25 protein-coding genes are annotated in these 22,372 nt (G+C 65.2%); 4 read left to right on the forward strand and 21 right to left on the reverse strand.

Annotation, left to right across the window (positions count from 1 at the left end):
• Window positions 1–245 precede the first annotated feature (245 nt).
• Both RAC97_RS13730 and RAC97_RS13735 read left to right on the forward strand, forming a co-directional pair.
• Entirely contained in the window at window positions 246–518 is a 273-nt protein-coding gene (locus tag RAC97_RS13730) for a PepSY domain-containing protein (protein ID WP_375099015.1), read from the forward strand.
• Window positions 519–867: 349 nt separating this feature from the next.
• Window positions 868–1,008 carry a hypothetical protein gene (locus RAC97_RS13735; RefSeq protein ID WP_375099016.1) on the forward strand — a complete coding sequence of 47 codons (141 nt, stop codon included), beginning with the start codon at window positions 868–870 and terminating at the stop codon, window positions 1,006–1,008.
• Between the two features lie 32 nt (window positions 1,009–1,040).
• On the opposite strand, the gene RAC97_RS13740 is transcribed toward RAC97_RS13735, so the two are convergent.
• The 5 genes from RAC97_RS13740 to RAC97_RS13760 all read right to left on the reverse strand — a co-directional run bounded on the left by RAC97_RS13740 (window position 1,041) and on the right by RAC97_RS13760 (window position 6,371).
• Entirely contained in the window at window positions 1,041–3,242 is a 2,202-nt protein-coding gene (locus tag RAC97_RS13740; protein WP_375099017.1) for a xanthine dehydrogenase family protein molybdopterin-binding subunit, read from the reverse strand.
• Entirely contained in the window at window positions 3,239–4,231 is a 993-nt protein-coding gene (locus RAC97_RS13745; RefSeq protein WP_375099018.1) for an FAD binding domain-containing protein, read from the reverse strand. Before RAC97_RS13745 ends, RAC97_RS13740 begins: the two co-directional genes overlap by 4 nt.
• A complete protein-coding gene (locus RAC97_RS13750) occupies window positions 4,228–4,734 on the reverse strand; it encodes a (2Fe-2S)-binding protein (RefSeq protein ID WP_375099019.1) in 507 nt (168 codons plus the stop codon). The genes RAC97_RS13745 and RAC97_RS13750 overlap by 4 nt, the downstream gene beginning before the upstream one ends.
• Before the next feature lie 111 nt (window positions 4,735–4,845).
• Window positions 4,846–5,223 carry a termination factor Rho gene (locus RAC97_RS13755; RefSeq protein WP_375099020.1) on the reverse strand — a complete coding sequence of 126 codons (378 nt, stop codon included), beginning with the start codon at window positions 5,221–5,223 and terminating at the stop codon, window positions 4,846–4,848.
• Between the two features lie 59 nt (window positions 5,224–5,282).
• Window positions 5,283–6,371, reverse strand: a complete 1,089-nt coding sequence (locus RAC97_RS13760) for a mechanosensitive ion channel family protein (protein ID WP_375099021.1) — start codon at window positions 6,369–6,371, stop codon at window positions 5,283–5,285.
• Window positions 6,372–6,517: 146 nt separating this feature from the next.
• On the opposite strand from RAC97_RS13760, the gene RAC97_RS13765 reads away from it, so the two are divergent.
• Window positions 6,518–6,685, forward strand: a complete 168-nt coding sequence (locus tag RAC97_RS13765) for a DUF6021 family protein (RefSeq protein WP_375099022.1) — start codon at window positions 6,518–6,520, stop codon at window positions 6,683–6,685.
• Window positions 6,686–6,717: 32 nt separating this feature from the next.
• On the opposite strand, the gene RAC97_RS13770 is transcribed toward RAC97_RS13765, so the two are convergent.
• Window positions 6,718–6,969, reverse strand: a complete 252-nt coding sequence (locus RAC97_RS13770; protein ID WP_375099023.1) for a hypothetical protein — start codon at window positions 6,967–6,969, stop codon at window positions 6,718–6,720.
• 14 nt (window positions 6,970–6,983) lie between these two features.
• A complete protein-coding gene (locus RAC97_RS13775) occupies window positions 6,984–7,484 on the reverse strand; it encodes a DUF4142 domain-containing protein (protein WP_375099024.1) in 501 nt (166 codons plus the stop codon).
• Between the two features lie 166 nt (window positions 7,485–7,650).
• Here RAC97_RS13775 and RAC97_RS13780 point away from each other — a divergent pair, with 166 nt between their 5' ends.
• Window positions 7,651–8,565 carry a LysR substrate-binding domain-containing protein gene (locus RAC97_RS13780; protein ID WP_375099025.1) on the forward strand — a complete coding sequence of 305 codons (915 nt, stop codon included), beginning with the start codon at window positions 7,651–7,653 and terminating at the stop codon, window positions 8,563–8,565.
• A gap of 1 nt (window position 8,566) precedes the next feature.
• On the opposite strand, the gene madM is transcribed toward RAC97_RS13780, so the two are convergent.
• The 14 genes from madM to dddP all read right to left on the reverse strand — a co-directional run bounded on the left by madM (window position 8,567) and on the right by dddP (window position 22,360).
• The gene (madM, locus tag RAC97_RS13785) at window positions 8,567–9,328 is read right to left on the reverse strand and encodes a malonate transporter subunit MadM (RefSeq protein ID WP_375099026.1); all 762 of its coding nucleotides are present in this window, start codon (window positions 9,326–9,328) and stop codon (window positions 8,567–8,569) included.
• A gap of 5 nt (window positions 9,329–9,333) precedes the next feature.
• Window positions 9,334–9,735, reverse strand: coding sequence for a malonate transporter subunit MadL (madL, locus tag RAC97_RS13790; protein WP_375099027.1), 402 nt, complete (start codon window positions 9,733–9,735; stop codon window positions 9,334–9,336).
• Window positions 9,736–9,795: 60 nt separating this feature from the next.
• The gene (mdcH, locus tag RAC97_RS13795; protein ID WP_375099028.1) at window positions 9,796–10,716 is read right to left on the reverse strand and encodes a malonate decarboxylase subunit epsilon; all 921 of its coding nucleotides are present in this window, start codon (window positions 10,714–10,716) and stop codon (window positions 9,796–9,798) included.
• Window positions 10,713–11,327, reverse strand: a complete 615-nt coding sequence (locus tag RAC97_RS13800) for a malonate decarboxylase holo-ACP synthase (protein WP_375099029.1) — start codon at window positions 11,325–11,327, stop codon at window positions 10,713–10,715. The genes mdcH and RAC97_RS13800 overlap by 4 nt, the downstream gene beginning before the upstream one ends.
• Before the next feature lies 1 nt (window position 11,328).
• Window positions 11,329–12,120 (reverse strand): biotin-independent malonate decarboxylase subunit gamma, encoded by a 792-nt coding sequence (mdcE, locus tag RAC97_RS13805; protein WP_375099030.1) that lies wholly within the window; start codon window positions 12,118–12,120, stop codon window positions 11,329–11,331.
• The gene (locus RAC97_RS13810; RefSeq protein WP_375099031.1) at window positions 12,120–12,965 is read right to left on the reverse strand and encodes a biotin-independent malonate decarboxylase subunit beta; all 846 of its coding nucleotides are present in this window, start codon (window positions 12,963–12,965) and stop codon (window positions 12,120–12,122) included. The genes mdcE and RAC97_RS13810 overlap by 1 nt, the downstream gene beginning before the upstream one ends.
• The gene (locus RAC97_RS13815) at window positions 12,962–13,258 is read right to left on the reverse strand and encodes a malonate decarboxylase subunit delta (RefSeq protein ID WP_375099032.1); all 297 of its coding nucleotides are present in this window, start codon (window positions 13,256–13,258) and stop codon (window positions 12,962–12,964) included. The genes RAC97_RS13810 and RAC97_RS13815 overlap by 4 nt, the downstream gene beginning before the upstream one ends.
• A gap of 1 nt (window position 13,259) precedes the next feature.
• The gene (locus RAC97_RS13820) at window positions 13,260–14,165 is read right to left on the reverse strand and encodes a triphosphoribosyl-dephospho-CoA synthase (protein ID WP_375099033.1); all 906 of its coding nucleotides are present in this window, start codon (window positions 14,163–14,165) and stop codon (window positions 13,260–13,262) included.
• On the reverse strand, window positions 14,165–15,826 hold the full coding sequence (mdcA, locus tag RAC97_RS13825; RefSeq protein WP_375099034.1) for a malonate decarboxylase subunit alpha: 1,662 nt from the start codon (window positions 15,824–15,826) through the stop codon (window positions 14,165–14,167). The genes RAC97_RS13820 and mdcA overlap by 1 nt, the downstream gene beginning before the upstream one ends.
• A 155-nt stretch (window positions 15,827–15,981) precedes the next feature.
• The gene (locus RAC97_RS13830; RefSeq protein WP_375099035.1) at window positions 15,982–17,484 is read right to left on the reverse strand and encodes an aldehyde dehydrogenase; all 1,503 of its coding nucleotides are present in this window, start codon (window positions 17,482–17,484) and stop codon (window positions 15,982–15,984) included.
• 2 nt (window positions 17,485–17,486) lie between these two features.
• Window positions 17,487–18,389, reverse strand: coding sequence for a dihydrodipicolinate synthase family protein (locus tag RAC97_RS13835; protein ID WP_375099036.1), 903 nt, complete (start codon window positions 18,387–18,389; stop codon window positions 17,487–17,489).
• A gap of 63 nt (window positions 18,390–18,452) precedes the next feature.
• The gene (locus RAC97_RS13840; RefSeq protein WP_375099037.1) at window positions 18,453–19,772 is read right to left on the reverse strand and encodes an NAD(P)/FAD-dependent oxidoreductase; all 1,320 of its coding nucleotides are present in this window, start codon (window positions 19,770–19,772) and stop codon (window positions 18,453–18,455) included.
• Between the two features lie 54 nt (window positions 19,773–19,826).
• Window positions 19,827–20,831, reverse strand: a complete 1,005-nt coding sequence (locus RAC97_RS13845; RefSeq protein ID WP_375099038.1) for a GlxA family transcriptional regulator — start codon at window positions 20,829–20,831, stop codon at window positions 19,827–19,829.
• Window positions 20,832–21,013: 182 nt separating this feature from the next.
• Entirely contained in the window at window positions 21,014–22,360 is a 1,347-nt protein-coding gene (dddP, locus tag RAC97_RS13850; protein ID WP_375099039.1) for a dimethylsulfonioproprionate lyase DddP, read from the reverse strand.
• Between the last annotated feature and the right edge of the window lie 12 nt (window positions 22,361–22,372).

The raw sequence follows: 22,372 nt of genomic DNA on the forward strand, positions 1-22,372 counted from the left end.
AAGCATTCCTGGCCGAGGGCATGGACTTGTTGCTCAAGCCTTTCCAGGTAGGGGAGCTGGTCGAAAAAGTCTCTGCCAGCCTGGGGCGGATGACCGAGGGGTAAGGGCTCGCCCGTTGCCGGGGGACGGTCGAGAACAGCGTTCATTCATCCCTTGCCGGCTTGGCTGCCATCGGTAGTTTCAAGTGAACTGCTGCGGCCCCGCGCCAGTCGCACGGGTATCAACCCGCAAAAAGGATGTTGGCAATGAAAAACATGACGCGACTGTTTACTGGCCTGGCACTGGTTGGCGTGCTGGGTTCGCCTTTGGCCTGGGCCGACCAGCCTGGTGGCGACTGGACGATTACCAAGGACCAGGCCGAGGCCACCTTGAAGGGTGCAGGCTATACCCAGATCACCAAGATCGAGGCCGACGATGGCCACTGGGAAGGGGAAGGCATGAAGGCCGATGGCAAGCGCTACGAGTTCCACGTCGACCCCCGCACGGGCGCGATCACCAAGGACGAGCTGGATCACTGAGCACTGAACGCCGTGCGGCCCTAGCCGTACACCGCGCTGCCTGGTTCGCGGGCAATCCTGCTCCTACAGGATTCTCTCCACCCGCGAACACCGGCAACGCCGGTGCCATTCGCTGGGGTGGCGGGTTCTTCGCGCGTGCATTCCCAGGCGACGTGTCGCGAGTTGGCATGAAAATCTCATGCGCTAAGCGAACAGGCGTCGACTCTGGGTCGTCGCGTCAACCCTCGCATCCAACAAGAGCGAAAAGGGGGGCTTCATGAGTTGTCTAATTTGCGCAGGACAGGCGCAGGCCATCGATTGCCCCGCCGGATGGGAAGAGCGCTGCTGCGCCCAGTGCGGGTGTTACCGAATGTCCCAAGCACTCATTCTTGAAATGATGGACGAAGGGCAGATCTTCGACACCGAGCGCATGCGCCAGTGGCTGGTGGCGAGGCGCGACGTGGTCGCAGTGCCATCCATCGAACCTCACCAGGCCATCTTGGTGCCCTGACCCCAGGCGCTGCTGGGGTGCAGAGCGTCGTGTCACAACAGTGTGTCAAGTGTGATGGGGAACTGCCGCACACGCTTGCCGGTAGCGTTGTATATCGCATTGGCGATTGCCGCGGCGACCCCGACCACGCCGATCTCGCCCACGCCTTTGGAGCCGAGTTCGTTGACGATGTCGTCGTGCTCCTCGACGAAGATCACCTCGATGTCTCCAATATCGGCATTGACCGGGATGTGGTACTCCGCCAGGTTGTGGTTGAGCACGCGGCCCAGCGAGTGGTCGGTCAGCGCCTCTTCCTGCAAGGCCATGCCTATGCCCCATACCACCCCGCCCAGTATCTGGCTGCGGGCGGTCTTCGGGTTGACCACGCTTCCTGCCGCCACGGCACTGACCACACGGCTGACCCTGATCGAGCCCAGGTCCTCGTCGACCTGAACTTCCACGAATACCGCCGAATGCGTCGCTGTGCTGAAGTGTTCACGCCTGGCACTTGGCTCTGCATCGACCTGCACTTCGAAGACCCCAGGCCCGGCGTCGGCGACGATCTGCGCGAGGGCCACTCGCACGTCCTTGGCCAGCAGGTAGCCATTGGCGAAACCAATCTGCTCGTCCGGCAGCTCGGCAATGGCCGGGTAGGTCTTGCGCGCGATTTCCAGGATCTTTTCGCGCAGCGCCAGGCAAGCCTGGCGCACTGCCGAGCCCACCGAGGAGACGGTGAACGAGCCGCCCTGCAGCGGTGCGGTAGGCAAGCTGGAGTCGCCCAGCACGAAGGTCACGTCCTGCACGTCCAGGCCGCAGGTGTCGGCCGCGATCTGCGTCATGACCGTGTACGTACCGGTGCCGATGTCAGTGGTTGCGCTGCTGACGGTCAGGTGGCCCCGGCTATCGAGACGCGCTTTTGCACTGGCTTTCATCTGCATCGCTTCCCACACCCCGCCCGCCATGCCCCAGCCGACCCGTTGCCTGCCGTTGCGCATGCTGCGCGGTTGCGCGCTGCGTTTTGCCCAGCCGAAGCGGGCCGCGCCTTGTTCGTAGCAGGCCAGCAGCTCCTTGCTGGAGTACGGCTTGCCTTCGTTGGCGTTGCTGGCGGCGAAGTTGCGCCGACGCAGCTCGACAGGGTCGATATCCGCCGCGATGGCCAGCTCATCCAGGGCGCACTCCAGGGCGATCATGCCCAAAGCGGCGCCCGGTGCGCGCATATCCAGCGGCGTGTGGACATCCAGTGGAGCCAGGCGATAACCCAGCGCCACGTGGTCGCACTGGTAGAGCATGCCGCTCCATTCCACCAAATGCTCGGTGTAGTCCTCGAAGCGAGAAGTCTGGCCGGTTGCGTCGTGGGCCAGTGCCAGCAGGCGGCCGTCGGTGCTCGCGCCCAAGCGTAGCCGCTGTTGCGTACGCGGGCGATAACCAAAGGTGAACATCTGCTGGCGGGTGAGCGTAACCCGCACCGAGCGCTTGAGCTGCAGTGCCGCCATCACCGCCAGGGCCAACGGGTATTGCGGACGCAGCCCGGAGCCGAAAGCACCCCCGACGTACGCGGCGCGCACCCGGACCTTGCGCTTGGGCAGGCCAAACACGTTGTGCAGGTAGTCCTGGCAGTTTTGTGTGCCTTGGGTCTTGTCGTGGATCTCCAGGGTGTCGTCGGCCCGGTAGAGCACCGTCGAGGCGTGGGGCTCCATGGGGTTGTGGTATTCGCTGGCGGTAATGTAGGTCGTGTCGACCTTCACCGCGGCACTGGCGAACTGTCCGGCAAAGTCCCCGCGGGGGCTGGGTATTTCGGCCGGAGCCTGGTGCGCATGCTCCAGTACCTCGAGCAGATCGCTCTCATGGGGCGCTTGGCTGTACTGGATCTTTATCAACGAACCTGCATGGCGGGCCAGCTCGAGGCTTTCGGCGACCACCAGGGCCACGGGTTGCCCGCTGTACAGCACTCGGTCGTTGAACAACGGGCGAAACGGCGAGCCTTCGGCGGAGTCGGCGTCTTCATAGTCGTCGTCATCGCCGGACAGCTGCGGGCGGTTGGTGTGGTCGATCACGGCGACCACGCCCGGTAGTTCCAGTGCCTGGCTGCGGTCGATGCTCAGCACGCGGCCACGGGCGATGCTGCTTGAGACAACGCTGCCATGCAGCAGCCCGGTGTCGGGGTATTCGGCGGCATAGCGTGCTTGGCCGGTGACCTTCGCCACGCCGTCCACACGATCCAGAGGCTTACCTACCACGGTTTTCATGTCGTTCATGCTGGCACTCCTACGTCCATGCAGGCCTCGGTCAACGCGCGAACGACCGCCCGATGTGCAAGCTGAACCTTGAAGCCATTGTGGTTCAGTGGTTTGGCCCCTCGCAGCAGGGTATCAGCGGCCTTGGCGAACACCGCCGCAGAAGGGGCCTGGCCCTGCAATTGCGCTTCGGCTGCCGGGTCTCGCCACGGCTTGTGGGCCACGCCACCCAGGGCCAGGCGCGCCTGCTCGATGAGGCCGCCTTTGATTTTCAAGGCACCCGCGACCGACACCAGCGCGAATGCGTAGGAGGCGCGGTCACGTATTTTCAGGTAGCGGTAGTGTTCGTTGAACGCGGGCGGTGGCAGTTCAATGGCGGTGACCAGTTCGTCGACGCTCAACTGGTTGTCCCGCTCCGGCGTGTCGCCCGGCAGGCGATGAAACTCCAGGAACGGGATCTGCCGGGCTCCCCCGCGGCCTTGCACATGGACCACGGCCTCCAGCGCTGCCAGCGCCACGCACATGTCCGAGGGGTGGGTGGCGACACAGGCATCACTTGCACCGAGGATCGCGTGGATGCGATTCAGCCCGGTGCGTGCCGGACAGCCGCTGCCGGGTTCGCGCTTGTTGCAGGGCACGGCGGTGTCGTAGAAGTAATAGCAGCGAGTGCGTTGCAGCAAGTTGCCGCCGGTACTGGCCATGTTCCGCAATTGCGCCGAGGCACCGGCCAGGATGGCCTGGGACAGCAGCGGGTAACCGTGCTCGATGCTCGGGTGCCAGGCCAGGTCGGCATTGCTGACCAGGGCACCGATACGCAGGCCACCGCTTGCCGTCGCCTCGACGCGGTCCAGTTGCAGGTTTGAAAGGTCTATCAGCCGCTCGGGCCTCAGCACGTTTTCCTTCATCAGGTCGAGCAGGTTGGTGCCCCCGGCGATGAAGCGCGAGGCAGGGTCGGCCAGGTTGATGGCTTCGCTGATGGTCGTGGGTTTGTGGTAACTGAAGGGGTTCATCGCTGGGCCTCCTTCATCAACGGCAGGGCTTGCTCGACCGCGGCGATGATGTTGCTGTAGGCCCCGCAACGGCATAGGTTGCCGCTCATCTGCTCGGCGATCGCCTCGCGGGTCGTCGCGCGCCCTTCGCGGGCCATGCCGACGGCCGAACAGATTTGCCCTGGCGTGCAGTAGCCGCACTGGAAGGCGTCGTGCTCGATGAAGGCGCGTTGCATGGGGTGCAGTTGCTCGCCGCGGGCCAGCCCTTCGATGGTGACCAGTTCGGCACCGTCGCACATCACCGCCAGCGTCAGGCAGGCATTGATGCGCCGGCCATCGCGCAACACCGTGCAGGCGCCGCACTGGCCGTGGTCGCAACCTTTCTTGGTGCCGGTCAGGTCGAGTTGCTCACGCAACAGGTCCAGCAGCGTTGTCCATGGGTGGACCTGCAATGAGCGGATCTGGCCGTTCAGCGTCAGGCGGATGGGGTAGGTGGCGGCGTTCTCTGGGGCGTTGGCGCTCATGGGACGTCCTCACGGTTAGCGTTTGCGCAGTTCGCTGCGTCTAAGGGGGGCGACTGGCAGTCCTGGGCCTATGAAGGGGCGGCCGAGGTGCCAGGGCAAAAACAGCGTTGCTCAGCCATGCTTGCGCAAGGCCTCGATCAACTGCGGCTTGGTCATGCTCGAGCGGCCCTTTATGTCCTTGCTTCGCGCTTCCTTTAGCAGGCTCTGCTTGGTCTGCGACTGCAGCGAGTCGGTCGACATCCGCGCGTGCCCCTCACGGGTTTTCGCGGCGCGCTTGGCCGAGTCGGAGCGGGCGCTGCTCTTCTCGCTCGACGAGGTGGTGGTGCCCGAGCCGCGTTTCTCACCGCCGCCCGACTGCTTGTTGACGGTGGCCCAGGCGCGCGCCTCGGCTTCATCTTTGGAAAGGCCTTTGTCTTCGTAGCTTTGCTCGATGTGCTCGGCCTTGCGTTTCTGCTTCTCGGTGTACTTGTCTTTGTCTCCACGGGGCATGGCTGTCACTCCTGGGTTCGAGGGCTACAGGGTGGAGTCGCCGCGGTGGAGCAAAGTGCCTACTGCTGGACGAGTGGTTGCGGCAACGCCGTGACCTTGATCGCCCGCACCGGGACGGCGAATTTCGCGCCGATGCGATTGAAGCGCTCGAGCAGGTGGAAGTTGATGGCCTGCTGGATATCCATGTAGAGGTTGTAGCCAGGGTCCTTGACGATATAGACGCACTCGAATTCCAGCGCCTCCTTGCCAAACCCGCGAAGGTGGGCTCGGTCGAAGCGCACCTGGTCCTGGGCCCTGATCGCTTCCTCGACGATGGCCGGTGCCTGCTTCACCGCATCGGTGGCGGTGTCGTAGGACAGGCCGAACTCGAACACGATGCGTCGCTCCTGCAGGCGCTTGTAGTTCTGGATGGTGCTGTTGATCATGCTGGCATTGGCCATGACGATCTGCTCGCCCCCCAGGCTGCGAATGCGGGTGGTCTTGAGCCCCACGTGTTCCACCGTACCGGCCAGTGGACCGATGACAATGAAGTCGCCGACCTCGAACGGCTTGTCGACGGCGATCGACAACGAGGCGAACAGGTCGCCGAGGATGTTCTGCACCGCCAGCGCAACCGCAATGCCACCCACGCCAAGACTGGCGACGAAGGCGGTGATGTTCACCCCCAGGTTCGACAGCATGGCCAGCAGCACCGTGGACCACAGCAGCACCCGTGCGCCCCAGGCCGCAAGCGTCGCCAGCGCGCTGCCCTGGTACAGGTTGTTGGTGTTGTGGCGGCTGAAATAGCGCCGCAGCCCCAGGCCGATGGCGCGGTTGAGCCACAGGCCAATCTGCAACGCCGCCACCACGAACCACAGGCTGGCGACCCGGCTCGACCAGCGCTCGGGCAAGTCGAGCATGCTGACCCCGACGAGCAGGGCGGCGATGAACAACAGGCTGTTGCTGGTGCCCGCCAGCACTTTGGCCACCACCTGGCTCAACGCGCCATCGTGCTCGGACCAGTGGCGTACCCTGCGCAGTACGAAGGTGATGGCCGCACGGGCGGCAAGAAAGGTCACCACGGTAACGCACAGCGCCACCAGCAGGTTGAGAATGGAAATACCGAACAGCGTGGTATCGGTGAACAGTTCGATGAGGCGTTCGTTCATGGCTGCCCACCTCCTGAGGGCATGCAGTTGCACGGTTCATCATCAGAGGGCATCGCGCGCCAGGAGGTCGGATATGCGTTGGGCAGCCCGATAAAACTTTCCCACGCCGTGGCTTTCTGCATTGGACAGCCCAAGGAGAAACGACCATGTCCCAACCACAACCGCCGCGCGAGCCCACGCAAGGCCCGCATTCGTCCGAGCATGTCGAGTCAGACACCGACCTGGGTTTCGACCCGGATTCGCCCGACCTCGATGACCCGCAGGTAGACCCCCAGGGGCCGGCCAAGCCCCCGCGCGATGTAGAGAAACGATGAAGTGCGGGGCCGCGCTGCGGCCCCACCTGGCGTCAGCTGTCCAGTTGCCTGGCCGCCTCGACGCCGGCTGCCGACAGTTTGATCGGGTAGCTCACGCTGATGTGCCGCTCGCTGTCCACTGCCACGCTGCCATCCTGGATCAACCCATGTTCCTGTAGCGTCTTGAGCATGCCGGCCACTGCCAGTTCGCCGCGGTAGTTGTCCAACACTTCCTTGCCCAGCCCGTGGGGATGGGCATGCAGCAGGCGAGTCAGCACTTCTGTACGCAATGCGTCATTGCTCATGTGTGGTCTCCACGTCATTTGCCATGGGTGGTTTGCAAGGTCTTGGCCTGTTCCAGGTGATGCTCGAGGGCGGGCAGCTTTTCGCTGGCGAAGGCCTTCAGCTCGGGTTTGTCGGACGACTCGGCTTCCTTGCGGAACAGTTCCACGGCCTGCTCGTGGGCATCGACCTGGTTGTTGATGTAGGCCTTGTCGAACGATTCTTCGCGCCACTCAAGAATCATTTTCTTCACCTTGTCGGTCAGCGCCGCTTCGTCGGGCATGCTGATGTCCAGCTTGCGGGCGATATCGCCGAGCTGCTGGTTGGTCTTGGTGTGGTCGGCGACCATTTTCTGGGCGAATTGCTTGATGTCGGCGTTCTGGCTTTTCTCCTGCGCCAGGTTGCCGGCCACCACTTCGGCGATACCGGCCTCTGCGGCCGCATCGACGAAGTCATCGGACGTGGCGGCTTGTACCTGTAGCGATGCCAAGCCCAGCAATAGGGCGATGCCTGCGAGTTTCAACGTTGGCTGGTGCATGTCTTTCCCCTTCTTACCGTTGGCGCGACGTCAATGTCGCAAACGGTTGAGCCGTGGTGCAGGGCGAAGGTTTAGTTTTTTTCGGTGCGCTACGACGACCCGGCTTGACGTACGCACGTCGGGTTCCAATGATCGTGCCTACGCCAACGCTGCCCGAGATGATGCGATGCTGATCGACGAAGAGCTGACCCTGAAAAAGCTGGAGACCTTTCTGACCTTCATGCGCAGCGGCAACCTGGGCCGCGCCGCCGAAGATCTGGCAACCAGTGCCGTCAGCGTCCATCGGGCCATCCACTCGCTGGAGAACGCATTGCGTTGCCCGCTGTTCAAGCACCAAGGGCGCCAGCTGATTCCGCTGGAAAGCGCCTATGTGCTGGAGAAGCGGGGACGCCAGTTGATCCAGGATGCCCAGGAGATGGTCCGCATGACCCGCGAAGCCGCCGGTTTCTATGCGGATCGCTTTCGCCTTGGCGCGCTCTATTCGCTGACGGTGAAGACCGTGCCCAAGCTGGTGATGGGCCTGAAACTGCGGCGCAGCGAGCTGAATATCGACCTTACCCTGGGTTCGAACGTCGACCTGCTCCAGCGCCTGAAGAACCATGAGCTTGACGCGATCCTGGTGGCGCTGGACGAGACCGTCAAAGACCCCGCCTGCGAGCAACTGCCGTTGTTTTCCGACGACATCTTTCTCGCCGTGCCCACCGATTCACCGTTTGCCCACCAGCCCTGCGTGGACCTGGCCGACCTTGCCGAGTCCACCTTCATCACCTTGACCCAGGGCTTCGCCACGCACCGTGATGGCATGCACGTGTTCGAACAGGCGGGGTTCGAACCCAAGGTGGCCATGCAGGTGAACGACATCTTCACCTTGCTGAGCATGGTCAGTTCGGGGGTGGGGTTCGCCCTGCTGCCAGGGCGGATCGCGGCGGTGTACGAGAACCGTGTGCGGCTGGTGCCGCTGCAGCCGCGCTACCGGCTGCAACAACACATCGGCGCGGTGTTCCTCAAGGCGCGTGAGCGCGAGCCGAACTTGCTGGCCCTGCTCGCCGAATGCCGCATGTACAGCATGAACCCAGGCTGAGCTACACCACTGCACGCATGATGAAGAACAGCAGTGAGGGCCCCAGCAGGCAACCCAGGGCGGTGTAGAACGCCGCCGTCAGGCAGCCGTAGGGCACAAGCTTCGGGTCGGTGGCCGCAAGGCCCCCGGCGACGCCGCTGGAGGTGCCCATCAGGCCGCCGAAGATTACTGCCGTGCGGGGGTTGTTCAAGCCGATCATGGGCGCCACGAACGGCGTCACCACCATCACCAGGATCGCCTTCACCAGGCCCGCTGCGATCGACAAGGCCATGACCTCGGAACTGGCGCCGATGGCCGCGCCGGTGACCGGACCGACGATGTAGGTGACCGCGCCTGCGCCGATGGTGGTCAGGCTCACCGCATCGGTGTAGCCAAAGGACATGGCCACCGCGATGCCCGCGATGAACGAGACGCCGATGCCGACGAACAGCGAGATCACCCCGGACAGCCCGGCCCGCTTGAGCTCCTCTATGTTCACCCCGAACGCGGTGGCGACGATGGCGAAGTCGCGCAGCATGGCACCACCGAGCAGGCCGATGCCCGACAGCAGCGGAATGTCCACCAGCCCTTTCTGTCCACCGGTGGCCACGCCGCCCACGTAGGACAGCACCAGCCCCAGGAAGATGGCGATGGCCGAGCCATGCAGGCGGCCGCGGGTGAGCTTGGCGCTGAGCCAGTAGGAGAACCACATGGTGACCCCGATCACGGCAAAGCCGCTGATCAGCCCATAGCCGCTGATGACTTTCATCATGGATTCGTACATGGCGGTCACCGTTGTGGGGCAGTCAAGGGTTTATCGGCGAGTTCCACCGGCTTTTTTCTGCCAAGGCGGTCCAGTAGCGGGACCACGGCAAAACTCGCAGCGACGGCGAGCGTTCCGGCGAGGATCGCCATGGGGCCGCCGGACAGCGCGCCCAGCACGTTCTGCTGCGCGGCCATGGCAACGACGATGGGAATGTAGATGGCGCTCCAGAACTCCACGCCCTGTTCGGACTTGGCGCTGATCAGGCCTTTGCGGTTGAGGTAGCTGCCGATGAAGATCAGCAGCAGCATTGCGATGCCGACACCGCCGACGTTGGCGGGAACGCCCAGCAGCTTGCCGAGCAACTCGCCGATGAACAGGCCGACAAGGGTACACAGGGCCAGGAAGGCCACACCGTAGATGATCATTGTTGTTTTCCTCGCGTTGGGTCGAAGTGGCTTGTTTTTGTCCTTCGAAAAACACGGCAATCAGTGGTCTGTGTTCACCTCCCGACGTAGCAGCGTGTCGACCGTGTCGGCACGGGTATGTTCAAGGGCCAGGGCCCGGCCGTGTTCGAATACGCGGCTGGCAAGGCCGCTAAGGACCGAGCCTGGTGGCATTTCCACTTGCAGCCGAACACCACGCTGGTAGGCGTTGAGCAGCATCGCACGCCAGTCGACCCGGCGCGCCATGTTGCCGGCCAACTCTTCACGCAGGTGTTCGGGGTCGTGCAGAGGGCGCGCGGCGCTGGCACTCAGGCAAGTGATGCGTGGGCGCTGCATCGGCACCTCGGCGAAGGCGTGGCGCAACACCGCGGCGGGTTCATCGAGCAGGGCGCAGTGGGACGGTACGCTGACCGCCAGGCGCTGCGCCGCGACCAGGTGATGCTTGCGCGCCAGGCTTACGACCTCGGCCATCGCCGTCTCGCTACCGGCGATGACGATTTGCTTGTCGCTGTTCAGGTTGGCGACATGCACAGGCCCCGGCACAGCGGCGATCAGTTGTTCGAGCTGCGCAAGTTCAAGGCCGTTGAGCGCGGTCATGCCATAGCCGCTGGGGTAGGCCGCTTGCATCAATTCGCCGCGCAGCGCCACCAGGCGCACGGCATCGGCGAACGCCAGAGCCCCGGCCACCACGGCGGCGGGGTAGGCACCAATGGACAGCCCGGCGACGTAGTCAGGCTGTGGGCTGCGCTGCATTAGCCAACGTGCCCAGGCGACGCCGCAGAGCAGCAGGCACAGTTGCACGGCGCGAGTGGAACGTAGGGCCTCGACGCTGTCCAGGCTCAGTACCGAGTGGCCCAGGCAGTCGCTGGCCTGCTCCAGCAGGGTGGCGGCGTCTTCGGGCAGGCGATGCAACATGCCCGGCTGCTGGGCGCCTTGGCCGGGAAACACGAACAGGCTGCTCATGCGGCGTATGCCTCGGCCAGCCAAGGGTGGCCCACCAGCCTTGGGCCCCGGGCCGTTTTCAGCAGAACCCGCGGTGCGCCACTGGCCCATTCACGCAGGGCGATGGCGCCTGTCGGGGTCTCCAGTTGCACGTCAACCCGGCAAGGGGCATCCGCAAGCTGGTCGAGCAGGGCTTGCGCGCGCGTGCGGTCCAGCGGTTCGGGCACGTGCAGCAAAAGGTCCAGGTCGCTTTCCGGGTGCAGCACCGCCACCCCTGTGGCGAGCTGGTAGCCAACGCCGCCGGTGGGGCCCCAGGCCAGGCCGGTGGCCGCCAGCAGCGCATCCACGTAGGCCAGTGCACGCAGCGCCGGCAAGCCTTCGGAAAGTGTGCAGCGCAGCCCCGATGGGCTGACCTGGCGGGTCACGCAGGACAAGGCCATGTCGCAGGCCAGGCGCTGCTCGCGCGCTGGCCCGCGTACCCCCACCGCCACACGGCCGGGTGCGCAGGTTGCACGGCGTACCACCACCGGCTGCCCGCTGGCCAGCACCGCACGGGCCCACTGCGGGGCATCGCTCGGCAACGCCGAGATGGGCATGCCCCAGAGCAGGTCGTGCGGCTTGGGCGTGTGCATGTCAAGCCCCCTGCCATTGCGCGCGCAGGCGTTCGCGCACTGCGCGGGAGGCACGGCGGTTTTCGCCGTCCAGGCGCGACGACAGGTCGCTCGACTGGCCGATGTCGTGCACCGCCTCGGCCAGGCAGGCACGCACTTGCGCCAGGTCGGCAGGGCTCGGTGACTGTGCGTTGTCCACCGCCAGCTTGCGCCACAGCAGGCCCAGCGAGGCGTAGTTGTCCAGGTCGTAGGCCATGGGCGCTACCTGGGCGGCAAGCGCCTCGAGTTCCTCGACGCTGCGCAAGGTGATACGTGCCGCAGCCGCCTTGCCCATGGCGTGCACCATCACGCCACTGTCATCCAGCGCGATCAGGCGTTGCGCCTGGTAGCCATGGGCGAGGAACGCCCCGGACATCGCCTTGCCCACCAGCAGCCCGATCACCGGGTGCCCGGCCAACCGCGCCTGGGCATAGGCGTCCACCGCAGCGGCCAGCGCCTGGTGAATGCCCAGCGCTTCCTCACGTCGGCCATAGGCCTGGCTGGGCACATCGATGATTGCGACGATGGCGCGTTTCTGGCCGTCGCGGTCGGCGTCGATCGCCTCGCTTACCGCCTTGGCCAGCCCCCAGCCTTCGAGCAGGCCGACTTCGCCGCCACGGGCACGGGGGAAGGGGTTGTGCGCATCGGGCACCACGGCGATGAAGCGCGCCAGGCGGTTGTCCAGTTCACCATCGATCACCCGCAGCGAGGCAGGGAAGCCTGCCAGCGATTCGCCACCGGCCAGGGCCGACAGCCAGTTCAGGGCACGGTTCATCAGGCATCTCCTTGGTACAGGGCGCGCACGTCGGCGGCATCCAGTTGCGAAACCTCGGCGCCCAGCCGCGACAGCCGCTCGAGGAACCAGGCATGCTGACCGGCACGTCCGGCGCTGGGCTGCGCCAGCAGGTGCAGCAATTGCTGGCGAATGTCATCGACATCGTCGGCCACGTAGCCATCGACCAGGCCGCTGGCATGGCGTTGCTCGCCGCCGGTCAAGCTCCAGATGAAGGGCCGGTCCTTGGCGTCGTATTCATCGATACCCGCTTCCTGCTCGATCACCTGCGGGCCGTTCAGGCCCAGGCGCGCTTCGCGGGTGACCAGCAATTGGCTGCACAGGCCGGCGGCGATGGACATGCCGCCGAAGCAGCCGACCGACCCTGCGATCAGCCCGATGACCGGCTGGTAACCGCGCAGCTCGACAATTGCTGCCTGGATCTCGGCGATCGCCGCCAGGCCCAGGTTGGCCTCTTGCAAGCGCACGCCGCCGGTTTCCAGGAGCAGCACGGCGCAAGTGGGGATACCGTTGCGGTTGTCTTCGATGGCCAGCTCCAGGGCGCCGGCGATCTTGGCACCGCCTACCTCGCCCATGCTGCCGCCCTGGAACCCCCCCTCGATGGCGGCGACCACCGCCGGGCGCGCGCCCAGCAGGCCCTTGGCGATCACTACCCCATCGTCGGCCTGGGGCACGATGCCCTGGCGCGGCAGCCATGGCGACATCAGGCGGTCGAACGGGCCGAGCAGCTCGCGGAAAGTGCCCTTGTCGAGCACCGCCTGGGCGCGCTGACGGGCGCCCAGTTCGACGAAGCTGCGGCTTTGCAGCAGGTGTTGGGATGTGTTCATGGGGCGATCTCCTCGAGACCTTGCTCCAGGCGCAGGCGCACCACGCCAGGGGTTGCGCCGAAGTCGTGGATGTCGATGCGCACGGCGGGTAGCTCACGGCCTTCGAACAGGCGCTGGAACAGCTGCGTCCAGCGTGCGGCACCACCGTTGACCGAGGTGACCACCTGGATCTCCAGGCGCTCGGCCGTACCCGGCTCGATCAGCACCTCGAGGTCGCCGGAACTGACGCAGCCCACCAAGGCGCGCCCACGGGCGGGGAGGGCTGCGGGGAATTGAAAGTTGAGGGTCTCCATGTCACAGGCTCCCGGCAGAATCGAGAAACAGGCAGGCGGCCAGCAGATCGGCGGCGCCGCCCGGTGAGGCATTGATGTCCAGCAGCAGGGCATCCAGCTGGCGCAGTTGGCGGCGCCCGGCGAGGCTGGCACTTCCGCCTGCGTCGAGCACAGCACGGGCGCCTTGCTGGGTGGCGGCCAGGCCCTGGGCCCCGGCACGCCAGAGCACGCAGGTGTCGCCGAGGGTGGCCATGATCGCCAGCAAGGCGTCGAGGCGCGCGTGGGGTTCGCTGACGCCGCTGGCGCGGCTCCGGCGCAGTTGCGGCAGGCCGTGGCCGACCACCGCTGGGAAACCTTGTTGCGCCTGTTCGCGGGCGCCACCCACCGCGTGGCGGCGTAGCATCTGCTGGCCATGGCTGTCCTGGATACCCGCGCACGGGTCATCGAGCAACGCAATGCGCCCGGCACGGCTGGCCAGGGCCAGGGCATCGGCACGGGTGTCGAGCGCACGGGCTGCCACCAGCAGGCCCAGGGCCCAGATCGCCCCGCGGTGAGTGTTCACCCCACCGGTGGTGGCCAGCATCGCTGCCTCGCCGTCGCGGCCGATGCGGCCCAGGGCGGCGCGCAGTGGCAGGCCGATCTCGCCATGTTGCTGGGCAGCTTCGGCCATCTGCCGGAAGTACGGCCACAGGGACAGCGCCGAGGCGTGCATCAGGGCCAGGGTCATGTCGCGATGGGCGCCGCTGTCACGCCGGTCCACCAGCCCAGGCTTGGGCGACAGGTCGGCTTCGTCGATCAAGGCCTCCACGGCCAGGTCGGCCAAGTGATCGGCCAGCGCAAGGCCGCGTGCCTGGTGCTGCTTTACAGGGCTGGCCGGGTGCTCGGTTGGATAGCGCGACCACCGCGCTTGCAGGTCGAGATTTTCCATCACCAGCTCCTGAAGCGTGCAGGCGGGTTGTACAGGCCGCCGGACCACTCCACCAGCTCGGCGATACTGCGGGCTGCCAGCAGTTCGCGGCTGGCATCGGTGCGGCGGATGCCCAGGTCCTCGGGCAGCGCCACCAGCCCTTGCTGGCGCAAGCGTTGGGTGTGCTTGGGGTCGTGGCGCAGGCCGATGCTGGTGACCCCGGCCACCGCCGCGATCATCTGCTGGCGTTCCTCAAGGCTGCGCGCCTTGTACAGGTAGGCGATGCCTTCCTCGGTGAGCAGGTGGGTCACGTCGTCGCCGTAGATCATCACCGGCGCCAGTGGCATGCCGGTCTGCCTGGCCACCGCTACGGCATCGAGGGTGTCGACGAAGGTCGGCTTGCCGCCTTCCTGGAAGGTTTCGACCATCTGCACGACCAGCTTGCGGCCGCGTTCGAGCAGGGTGTCGGGCACGGTCATGTCCAGCCAGGCTGGGGTGGCGTGACGTCGCCCTCGGGGGTCGTGGCCCATGTTCGGGGCGCCGCCGAAACCGGCCAGGCGGCCGCGGGTGACGGTAGAGGAATGGCCGTCGCCGTCGACCTGCAAGGTGGCGCCGATGAACAGGTCCACGGCGTACTGCCCGGCCAGCTGGCACATCATGCGGTTCGAGCGCATCGAGCCGTCGCGGCCGGTAAAGAATACGTCCGGGCGCTGGGCAATGTAGTCCTCCATGCCCAGTTCGGTGCCGAAGCAGTGCACGCTCTGCACCCAGCCGGTCTCGATGGCGGGGATCAAGGTCGGGTGAGGGTTGAGGGTCCAGTTGCGGCAGATCTTGCCCTTCAGGCCCAGTGATTGGCCGTAGGTCGGCAGGATCAGCTCGATGGCGGCGGTATTGAAGCCGATGCCGTGGTTGAGCGATTGCACCTGGTGTTTTTCATAGATGCCGCGGATCGCCATCATCGCCATCAGCACATGCACCGGCTTGATATGACGTGGGTCGCGGGTGAACAGCGGCTCGATGTAGAACGGCTTGTCGGCGACCACCACGAAGTCTACCCAGGAGGCCGGGATATCCACCCTGGGCAGGTCGTCGCTGCGTTCCACCAGCTGGTTGACCTGGGCGATCACCAGGCCGTCGCTGAAGGCGGCGGGCTCCACCAGTGCCGGGGTGTCCTCGGTGCTGGGGCCGGTGTAGAGGTTGCCTTCGCGGTCGGCCATGAAGCCGGCGACCAAGGTGACATTGGGGATCAGGTCGACCAGCAGCCGCGAGTACAACTCGATATAGGTGTGGATTGCGCCGACTTCCAACAGGCCGTCTTCGAGCAGTTGGCCGATGCGCAGGCTTTGCGGGCCGGCGAAGGAGAAGTCGAGCTTGCGGGCGATGCCGCGTTCGAACAGGTCCAGGTGCTCGGCGCGGCTGACGCTGGGCATGATCATGTGCAGGTCATGCAGCCGTGCGGGGTCGGCCTTGGCCAAGGCGCGGGAGAGGAAGTCGGCCTGCTTCTGGTTGTTGCCTTCGAGTACCACCCGGTCGCCGGGCGCGATCAGCAATTCCAGCGCTTCGACGATCCGCTCGGTGGGCAGCACCACACCGTCGGCCAGGTGCCGTACCCGGTCGAGACGACGCTGCTTTTCGGCGCGCCGCCGCGACCATTGCGGCGGTGGATTCTTTATTGTGGTCATGAGTGACTCCACGGTTCGCTGTCGTGGAGTGATCCTAGGGGTGGGTGGCGAGCCCATCAATCAAGCTCAGCGCAGGATCGTTACGCTCAGGGTAATGATGGGTCGCCCGCGAAAGGGGCGCGAAGCGGCCCCAATTTGCCGTTAGAACAGCACAGCTACTGCGCAGGACACGAAGCGTTGATCCAGATGGTCTTCAGCTCCGTGTACTGGTCATGGGCCCAGATCGACTTGTCGCGACCGCCGAAGCCGGATTCCTTGTAGCCGCCGAACGGCGTCGAGGCATCGCCTTCGCCGAAGCAGTTCACGGTCACTACGCCCGCACGAATTTCCCGCGACAGGCGCAGCGCATTGCGCAAGCTGCCGGTGTAGGCCGAGGCGGCCAGGCCGTAGACGGTGTCGTTGGCCAACGCGATGGCTTCATCGAGGGTCGTGAAGCTGGTCACGCTGAGCACCGGGCCGAAGATCTCCTCGAGGAACAGCTTGCTGTCGCGGGGCACGCCATCGACGATGGTCGGCTGCACGAACACCCCTTGCTCGGTCTCGCCGCCGTGCACCACCCTGAGCCCTTGCTCGGCGGCGTGCTCCAGGTACGACCTGACCTTGTCGAAGTGCGCGGGGCTGACCATCGCGCCCAGGCGGTTGTCCGGGTCGAGCGGATCGCCCAGTTTCCAGTCCTTCAGGTGCTTGGCGATCAGGCCCAGCAGCTCGTCCTTGACGTCCTTGTGCACGATCAGGCGCGAGGACGCCGAGCAGTTCTCGCCCATGTTCCAGAACGCCCCGGCAGTGACGAACTGGGCCACTTCGTCGAGGTCTTCGCAGTCGTTCATGACCACGGCCGGGTTCTTGCCGCCCAGCTCCAGGACGATGCGCTTGAGGTTGGATTCGGCGGCATATTTCAGGAACAGGCGGCCAGTGTCGGTGGAGCCGGTGAAGCTGACCATGGGGATGTCCATGTGGCGGCCGATGGCTTCGCCCACTTCGCGGCCACCGCCTGGCACCAGGTTGAATACGCCGGCAGGAATACCCGCCTCGTGGGCCAGTTCGGCGACGCGCAGGGCGCTGAGGGTGGTTTCCTTGGCCGGCTTGACCACGATCGAGCACCCGGCGGCGAGCGACGGGGCGATCTTCCAGGCCAGCATCAGCAGCGGGAAGTTCCAGGGCAGCACCAGGCCGACCACGCCGATGGCTTCGCGCACCACCATGGTCACGGCGGCATTGCCGGTGGGGGCAGTGCTGTCGTAGATCTTGTCGATCAGCTCGGCGTGCCAGCGAATCGTATGGAGGGTTTCCGGCACATCGACGTTCTGGCACTCGCTGACCGGCTTGCCGCTGTCCAGGCTTTCCAGCACCGCCAGTTCATGGGCGTTGTCTTCCAGCAACTGGGCGAACTTCAGCAGTACGTGCTTGCGCTCGCCGGGTTGCAGCTTCGACCAGGTGCCGTCTTCGAACACGCGCTTGGCCGCGGCCACGGCGAGGTTGACGTCATTGACGTCGCAGGCGGCGACTTCGGCCAGCGGCTTGCCGGTGGCGGGGTTGTGGGTGACGAAGGTGTCGCCCGAGAGGGCATCGCGGAACTGGCCGTCGATGAACGCCTGGGTGCGTGGTTGCAGCGCGGCGGCGATGGCTGCGTATTGGGCCTTGCTCAGTAGTTCAGCCATGTTCAGGCTCCTGCGGTGATCTGCGCGATGGTGCGCTTGAGTTCGCTGACGACGCCTGCCAGGGCGTCTTTCTCGGCGGCATCCAGGTCGTGCAACGGCTGGCGTACGCCACCGGTCTTCAGGCCGGCGAGCGTGCAGCCGTACTTGATCGACTGGACGAACTTGCCGCCTTCGAGGAAATCCATCAGCGGCATCATGGCGGCCATGATCTTGCGCCCCTTGTCGAAGTCCTTCTCGACTACGCAGGCCTCGTACAAGGCCACATGCTCGCGCGGGATGAAGTTGGAGCCGGCGCAGACCCAGCTCTTGGCGCCCCAGGCGAAGAACTCCAGGGCCTGGTCGTCCCAGCCGCACGACAACTGGATGTGCGGGTGCTGGGTGGCCAGGCGGTGCAATTGGTTCATGTCGCCGGAGCTTTCCTTGATGGCGACGACATTGCGCACCTCGGCCACGGCGTCGAAGAATGCCTCGCCCATGCTTACGCCCATGCGGCCGGGGTAGTTGTAGAGCATGATCGGCAGGTCGGCGGCCGCATCCACCGCCTTGACGTGCAGGGCGATCTCCTGCTGGGTCGGCAGGGCGTAGGGCGGGGTGCCGACCAGCAACGCGTCGGCCCTGGTTTCCCGGGCGTGCGTGGCGAAGGCCACGGCGTCTTCGGTGCGAATGCCACCGGTACCGACGATCAGCGGCAGGCGACCGTTGAGCACATCCTTGGCCTGGGCGACCAGCGCGAGGCGTTCCTGGGCCGTGTGGGCGTAGTACTCGCCGGTGGAGCCGCCAATGATGATGCCGTGGACCTTGGAGTCGACCAGGTACTCGAGGACTTCGCTGAACGCCGCCTTGTCGATCGTGCCGTCTGCGGCCAGCGGGGTGATTGCCGGGGTGTAGATGCCTTGGAATTTCACTTCTATCGCTCCTTGTACTGTCGGTAAGGGAAAACAGCGCCGTGGAAGGGCACAACGTGCGGTCTAGGCCTCGCGGCCCGCCTTGAACTGGCCCCACTGCAAGTTCAGGTTCACCCCCACCGACACCAGCAGCGACGGCGGGTTGGCGTTGGGGCCGACGGCGCCCAGGACGAAATCGATCAGCTCGCTGCGCTCGCCGGCCAGCCATTCGCCGAGCAGCTTGCCGGTGGCGGTGCCGCGGGTGACTCCTAGCCCGTTGCAGCACAGGGCGCCGTAGACGTTGGGGCGCAGTTCGCCGAAATAGCCTTCATGGTTGCGTGACAAGGCCAGCGCGCCGCCCCAGGTGTATTCGAACGGCACGCCCGGCAGCATGGGAAAGCGCCGCTCGAACGATGCCGCATGACGCCTGGCGACGCGCGCCAGGTACCTGGGGTCGCTGCGCCCGCTGGGGTTGAAGCTGAAGCTGTTGCGCACCAGGATGCGGTTGTCGGGCGTGCGCCGAACCGTAGTGCCGAACGGGTGGGCGGGGATCAGGCCCCAGTACGGCTTGCCACCCAGCCGCGCTTGTTCTTCGGCGGTGAGTGGGCGCGTGAGGCTGGCGTAGGTGAACACCGGCAGCATGCGCCCCTTGAGAAAGCCGAAGCTCATGGCGAAGGCGTTGTTGGTGAGGATCAGCTTGTCGGCGGTGATGGTGCCGTGGGCGTGCTTGAGCACGCTCTTGCGGCCATAGTCCACCGAAGTGATGGGGGTGTGTTCGAACAGGCTGACATTGCCGGGCAGGGTGTCTGCCAGGCCTTTGACCAGCGCCGATGGCTGTACCAGCGAGGTGCCGGGAGTGAACAGCGCCTTGCGGTAGAAGTGGGTGCCGATGTGCGCGGGCAGGTCCTGGGCCTCGAGCATCTGGTACGGCTGCTCCAGCTTGTCGAGGCCGCTGCGGTAGGCATCGAGGATGGCGATGCCCTTGGGCTCGATGGCGGCTTGGTATTTTCCGCAGTTGTGCAGTTGGCAGTCGATGCCGTGGCGCGCGACCAGGTCTTTCAGGTGGTTCTGGCCGCTGAGGTTGAGCTTGAGGGTCTTCTTGGCAATGGTGATGTCGCCGATGTAGTCAGGGGCACCGATGTCGTGGGGCAGGTCGATGGCAAAGCCTGCGTTGCGCCCGGAGGTGCCGAAGCCCACTTCCTGGGCATCGACGAGGATGATGGCCTGGTCGGGGAACCGGGTCGCCAGTTCACGTGCCGCCGCCAGCCCCGTGAACCCGGCCCCGACGATGACCCAGGGGGCGTGGCTGTGGCCGCGATGAGCGGCAGTGGGCTGGCGCTGTTTGCTCAGGTGGTACCAGCCGCACGAATGGTCGTCGGCAGGCAATGAAGTGACTGAAGTCATCTGAATGATCCTGGAGTTATCCAAACTTTCGGCACAGCGTTCGATGGCCACGGGTTAAAGGTCATGGCGTATTTCCCGTGACGGTGGATGTCCGAAAAGTGCGTGATAAGTTCGGCTGAAATGACTGCTGGAAACAAAGCCGCAGGCCAAGGCCGCTTCGACGATTGAAAGGTTGGAATTTTGAATAAGGCGCCGCGCTTCGATCATGCGCAAGTGCAAGTAGTGTTTCTGCGGCGAAGTTGAAAGTTTATGTCGGAACAGTCGCTCCATCTGCCGCCGGGACAGGCCGGCATAGTGCGCCAGCTGGTCGAGGTCGAGCGGGTCTTCAAGGTTCGACTCCATCAGCAGGATGACTTCGCGCAGGGGGCCGTGCAGGTGGCTGGCGTGGGTGCCACGCAGGCGCGAGCGGTCGTAGTCGAGCACCTCGGCGACGGCATTGGCCAGGGCGCGACCGGCACAGGTCTCCAGCCACTTGAGCATCATCCTGAAAGCCCCGGCGGGGGTGGCGGCAGTGATGCGGTCGCCATCGAACACCAGCGTGTCGAACGACACCTGGGTGCCAGGCGCCTGCTCGCACAAGGCCGTGCGCTGCTCGGGGTGAATGGTGCAGCGGTAGCCGTCCAGTAGCCCGGCCTTGCCCAGGTACCAGGCGCCATTCCACAGGCCGCCCAGGGCCATGGGCAGCTTGGCCAGGCGACCCAGCAGGCTGCCTAGCCAGGCGGGCACGGCCCTTGGGCTGCGCAGCCCGCCGCAGATCACCAGCAGGTCGAGGTTGGCCAGGCGAATGTCGGTCAGCGGGGTGTCCGGGCGGATCGGGATCGCCAGGTCGCTCATGACTTCGGCATGGGTATGGCTGAAGGTGTGGACCTGGACGGTGCCGGGGGTGATCAGGTTGGCCGTGACCAATACATCGAGCGACTGCGTGAAACAGGGCAATGAAAAATGGTCGAGCAACAGAAAGCCCACATGCGAAGTGCTGGCCTGGGTATCATCGCGCCCTGCAAGTGCAGGTTTTCGAGCGGCGAAAGTTGTGCTGAGGGTATTCGTCATGTTCTTCATGTTGGCACTCTTTCGCGCAGGCTCGACCGCTCGCTTGAATGTGCAAGTTATCGATGAGTTAGTGTTCTTGCTCGCGAGAGTTGATGGCGGGCTTGAACAGAATTTATGGCTGGGCGACGGGAGCGTCCAGCAACATTTCCGGGTGCGAATGGATAACTCGGTGTTATCCGTTGTTCGATGAATCAGTCGTTGAGGAAACTGTCCTCGAAGGGGTAGTGCGTCAGTAATTCATAGCCGTTTTCGGTCACCAGAAGTTGGTTTTCCAGCTTGATGCCGTCCTTGCCTCCCACTTCCCCGACATACGCCTCGACGCACAAGGCCATGCCCGCTTGCAGTTCGCCGTCGTAGCCGTAGGCCTGGAGGTCTTCCGGGTAGCGGATGCTCGGGTACTCATCGCACAGCCCTACGCCGTGGAAGATGATGCCGTAGCGCTGTGCTCGGTAAGGTTCCGGCAGCCGGTGGGCGAGGGCGGTCATGTCGCTGAAGCGCATACCGGGTTTGACCAGCTCGATGTTGTGGCTGATGTGCTCATGGGCGATGCGGTACAGGTGCTTCTGCTGCGCCGTGGGTTGCAGAGCGCCACAGATCCAGCTGCGGGACATGTCGACGCACATGCCGTAGACGCCGATCAGGTCGGTGTCGAACGACACCAGGTCACCGTCGCTCAACACGCGCGGGCCAGACTCCTGGAACCAGGGGTTGGTGCGCGGGCCGGAGCTGAGGATGCGTGTCTCGATCCACTCGCCGCCGCGGCGGATGTTGCCCGCATGCAGCACCGACCAGATGTCGTTTTCGGTCAGCCCAGCGCGCATCGCCTGCTGCATCTCGGCAACCGACGCCTCGCAGGACGCCACCGCGCAACGCATCGCCTTGATTTCATCGGGGCCCTTGATCGCCCGTGCCAGCTCGGTCACCGCCTGGCCGTTGCACAGCTCGATACCCCGCGCATCGAGTGCACGCACCCCGGCCAGCTCGATACGGTCGACCGCCAGGCGCCGGTTGCCGCCGGCATGCTTGCGCAACAGCTCATCGACTTGGCCGGCGAAGCGGCGGGCATGCTCATCGGTACGCTCGCCGGTTTCGAAGTAGAAGAACGAGGCGCCGCTGCGCAGTTCGCTGACCAGGGGCAGGTGCGCACTCAAGTGGTCGCAGCCATGGAAGTCCCACAGCACCACGTGGCCACTGGCGGCGACGAAGCAGGCGCGGGCCGGGTTGTGGGTAGTCCACAGCTGCATGTTGGTGGTGTCGGTGGCGTAGCGGATGTTCAGCGGGTCGAACAGCAACAGGCCACCCAGCTCGCGTGCCAGCAACTGCTGCTTGAGGCGTTCGAGGCGGTACTCGCGCATCGTCGGCAGGTGCGGTGGTTGCAGGCCCAGGCGTTGCCATTCGGCGAACGCCAGGGGCGTGGGGCCGATTTCGGCGCGGTCGTTGTCGTCCACCGAACCATCGGGCTTGAGCGCGCTGGCGCGGCGGCGTGCGGGGTCGATCCGCCGGGCATCGGCGGGAATTGAGTAGGGCGATGCATTCATGACTACGGCACT

Origin of the sequence: Pseudomonas sp. LS_2, from assembly GCF_042709235.1 — a bacterium.
Lineage (GTDB): Bacteria > Pseudomonadota > Gammaproteobacteria > Pseudomonadales > Pseudomonadaceae > Aquipseudomonas.

Bases quoted from the DNA above. Each gene is read 5' to 3' on its own strand.
- RAC97_RS13730 (WP_375099015.1), top strand. From the start codon at position 246: ATGAAAAACATGACGCGACTGTTTACTGGCCTGGCACTGGTTGGCGTG.
- RAC97_RS13735 (WP_375099016.1), top strand. From the start codon at position 868: ATGTCCCAAGCACTCATTCTTGAAATGATGGACGAAGGGCAGATCTTC.
- RAC97_RS13740 (WP_375099017.1), bottom strand. From the start codon at position 3,242: ATGAACGACATGAAAACCGTGGTAGGTAAGCCTCTGGATCGTGTGGAC.
- RAC97_RS13745 (WP_375099018.1), bottom strand. From the start codon at position 4,231: ATGAACCCCTTCAGTTACCACAAACCCACGACCATCAGCGAAGCCATC.
- RAC97_RS13750 (WP_375099019.1), bottom strand. From the start codon at position 4,734: ATGAGCGCCAACGCCCCAGAGAACGCCGCCACCTACCCCATCCGCCTG.
- RAC97_RS13755 (WP_375099020.1), bottom strand. From the start codon at position 5,223: ATGCCCCGTGGAGACAAAGACAAGTACACCGAGAAGCAGAAACGCAAG.
- RAC97_RS13760 (WP_375099021.1), bottom strand. From the start codon at position 6,371: ATGAACGAACGCCTCATCGAACTGTTCACCGATACCACGCTGTTCGGT.
- RAC97_RS13765 (WP_375099022.1), top strand. From the start codon at position 6,518: ATGTCCCAACCACAACCGCCGCGCGAGCCCACGCAAGGCCCGCATTCG.
- RAC97_RS13770 (WP_375099023.1), bottom strand. From the start codon at position 6,969: ATGAGCAATGACGCATTGCGTACAGAAGTGCTGACTCGCCTGCTGCAT.
- RAC97_RS13775 (WP_375099024.1), bottom strand. From the start codon at position 7,484: ATGCACCAGCCAACGTTGAAACTCGCAGGCATCGCCCTATTGCTGGGC.
- RAC97_RS13780 (WP_375099025.1), top strand. From the start codon at position 7,651: ATGCTGATCGACGAAGAGCTGACCCTGAAAAAGCTGGAGACCTTTCTG.
- madM (WP_375099026.1), bottom strand. From the start codon at position 9,328: ATGTACGAATCCATGATGAAAGTCATCAGCGGCTATGGGCTGATCAGC.
- madL (WP_375099027.1), bottom strand. From the start codon at position 9,735: ATGATCATCTACGGTGTGGCCTTCCTGGCCCTGTGTACCCTTGTCGGC.
- mdcH (WP_375099028.1), bottom strand. From the start codon at position 10,716: ATGAGCAGCCTGTTCGTGTTTCCCGGCCAAGGCGCCCAGCAGCCGGGC.
- RAC97_RS13800 (WP_375099029.1), bottom strand. From the start codon at position 11,327: ATGCACACGCCCAAGCCGCACGACCTGCTCTGGGGCATGCCCATCTCG.
- mdcE (WP_375099030.1), bottom strand. From the start codon at position 12,120: ATGAACCGTGCCCTGAACTGGCTGTCGGCCCTGGCCGGTGGCGAATCG.
- RAC97_RS13810 (WP_375099031.1), bottom strand. From the start codon at position 12,965: ATGAACACATCCCAACACCTGCTGCAAAGCCGCAGCTTCGTCGAACTG.
- RAC97_RS13815 (WP_375099032.1), bottom strand. From the start codon at position 13,258: ATGGAGACCCTCAACTTTCAATTCCCCGCAGCCCTCCCCGCCCGTGGG.
- RAC97_RS13820 (WP_375099033.1), bottom strand. From the start codon at position 14,165: ATGGAAAATCTCGACCTGCAAGCGCGGTGGTCGCGCTATCCAACCGAG.
- mdcA (WP_375099034.1), bottom strand. From the start codon at position 15,826: ATGACCACAATAAAGAATCCACCGCCGCAATGGTCGCGGCGGCGCGCC.
- RAC97_RS13830 (WP_375099035.1), bottom strand. From the start codon at position 17,484: ATGGCTGAACTACTGAGCAAGGCCCAATACGCAGCCATCGCCGCCGCG.
- RAC97_RS13840 (WP_375099037.1), bottom strand. From the start codon at position 19,772: ATGACTTCAGTCACTTCATTGCCTGCCGACGACCATTCGTGCGGCTGG.
- RAC97_RS13845 (WP_375099038.1), bottom strand. From the start codon at position 20,831: ATGAAGAACATGACGAATACCCTCAGCACAACTTTCGCCGCTCGAAAA.
- dddP (WP_375099039.1), bottom strand. From the start codon at position 22,360: ATGAATGCATCGCCCTACTCAATTCCCGCCGATGCCCGGCGGATCGAC.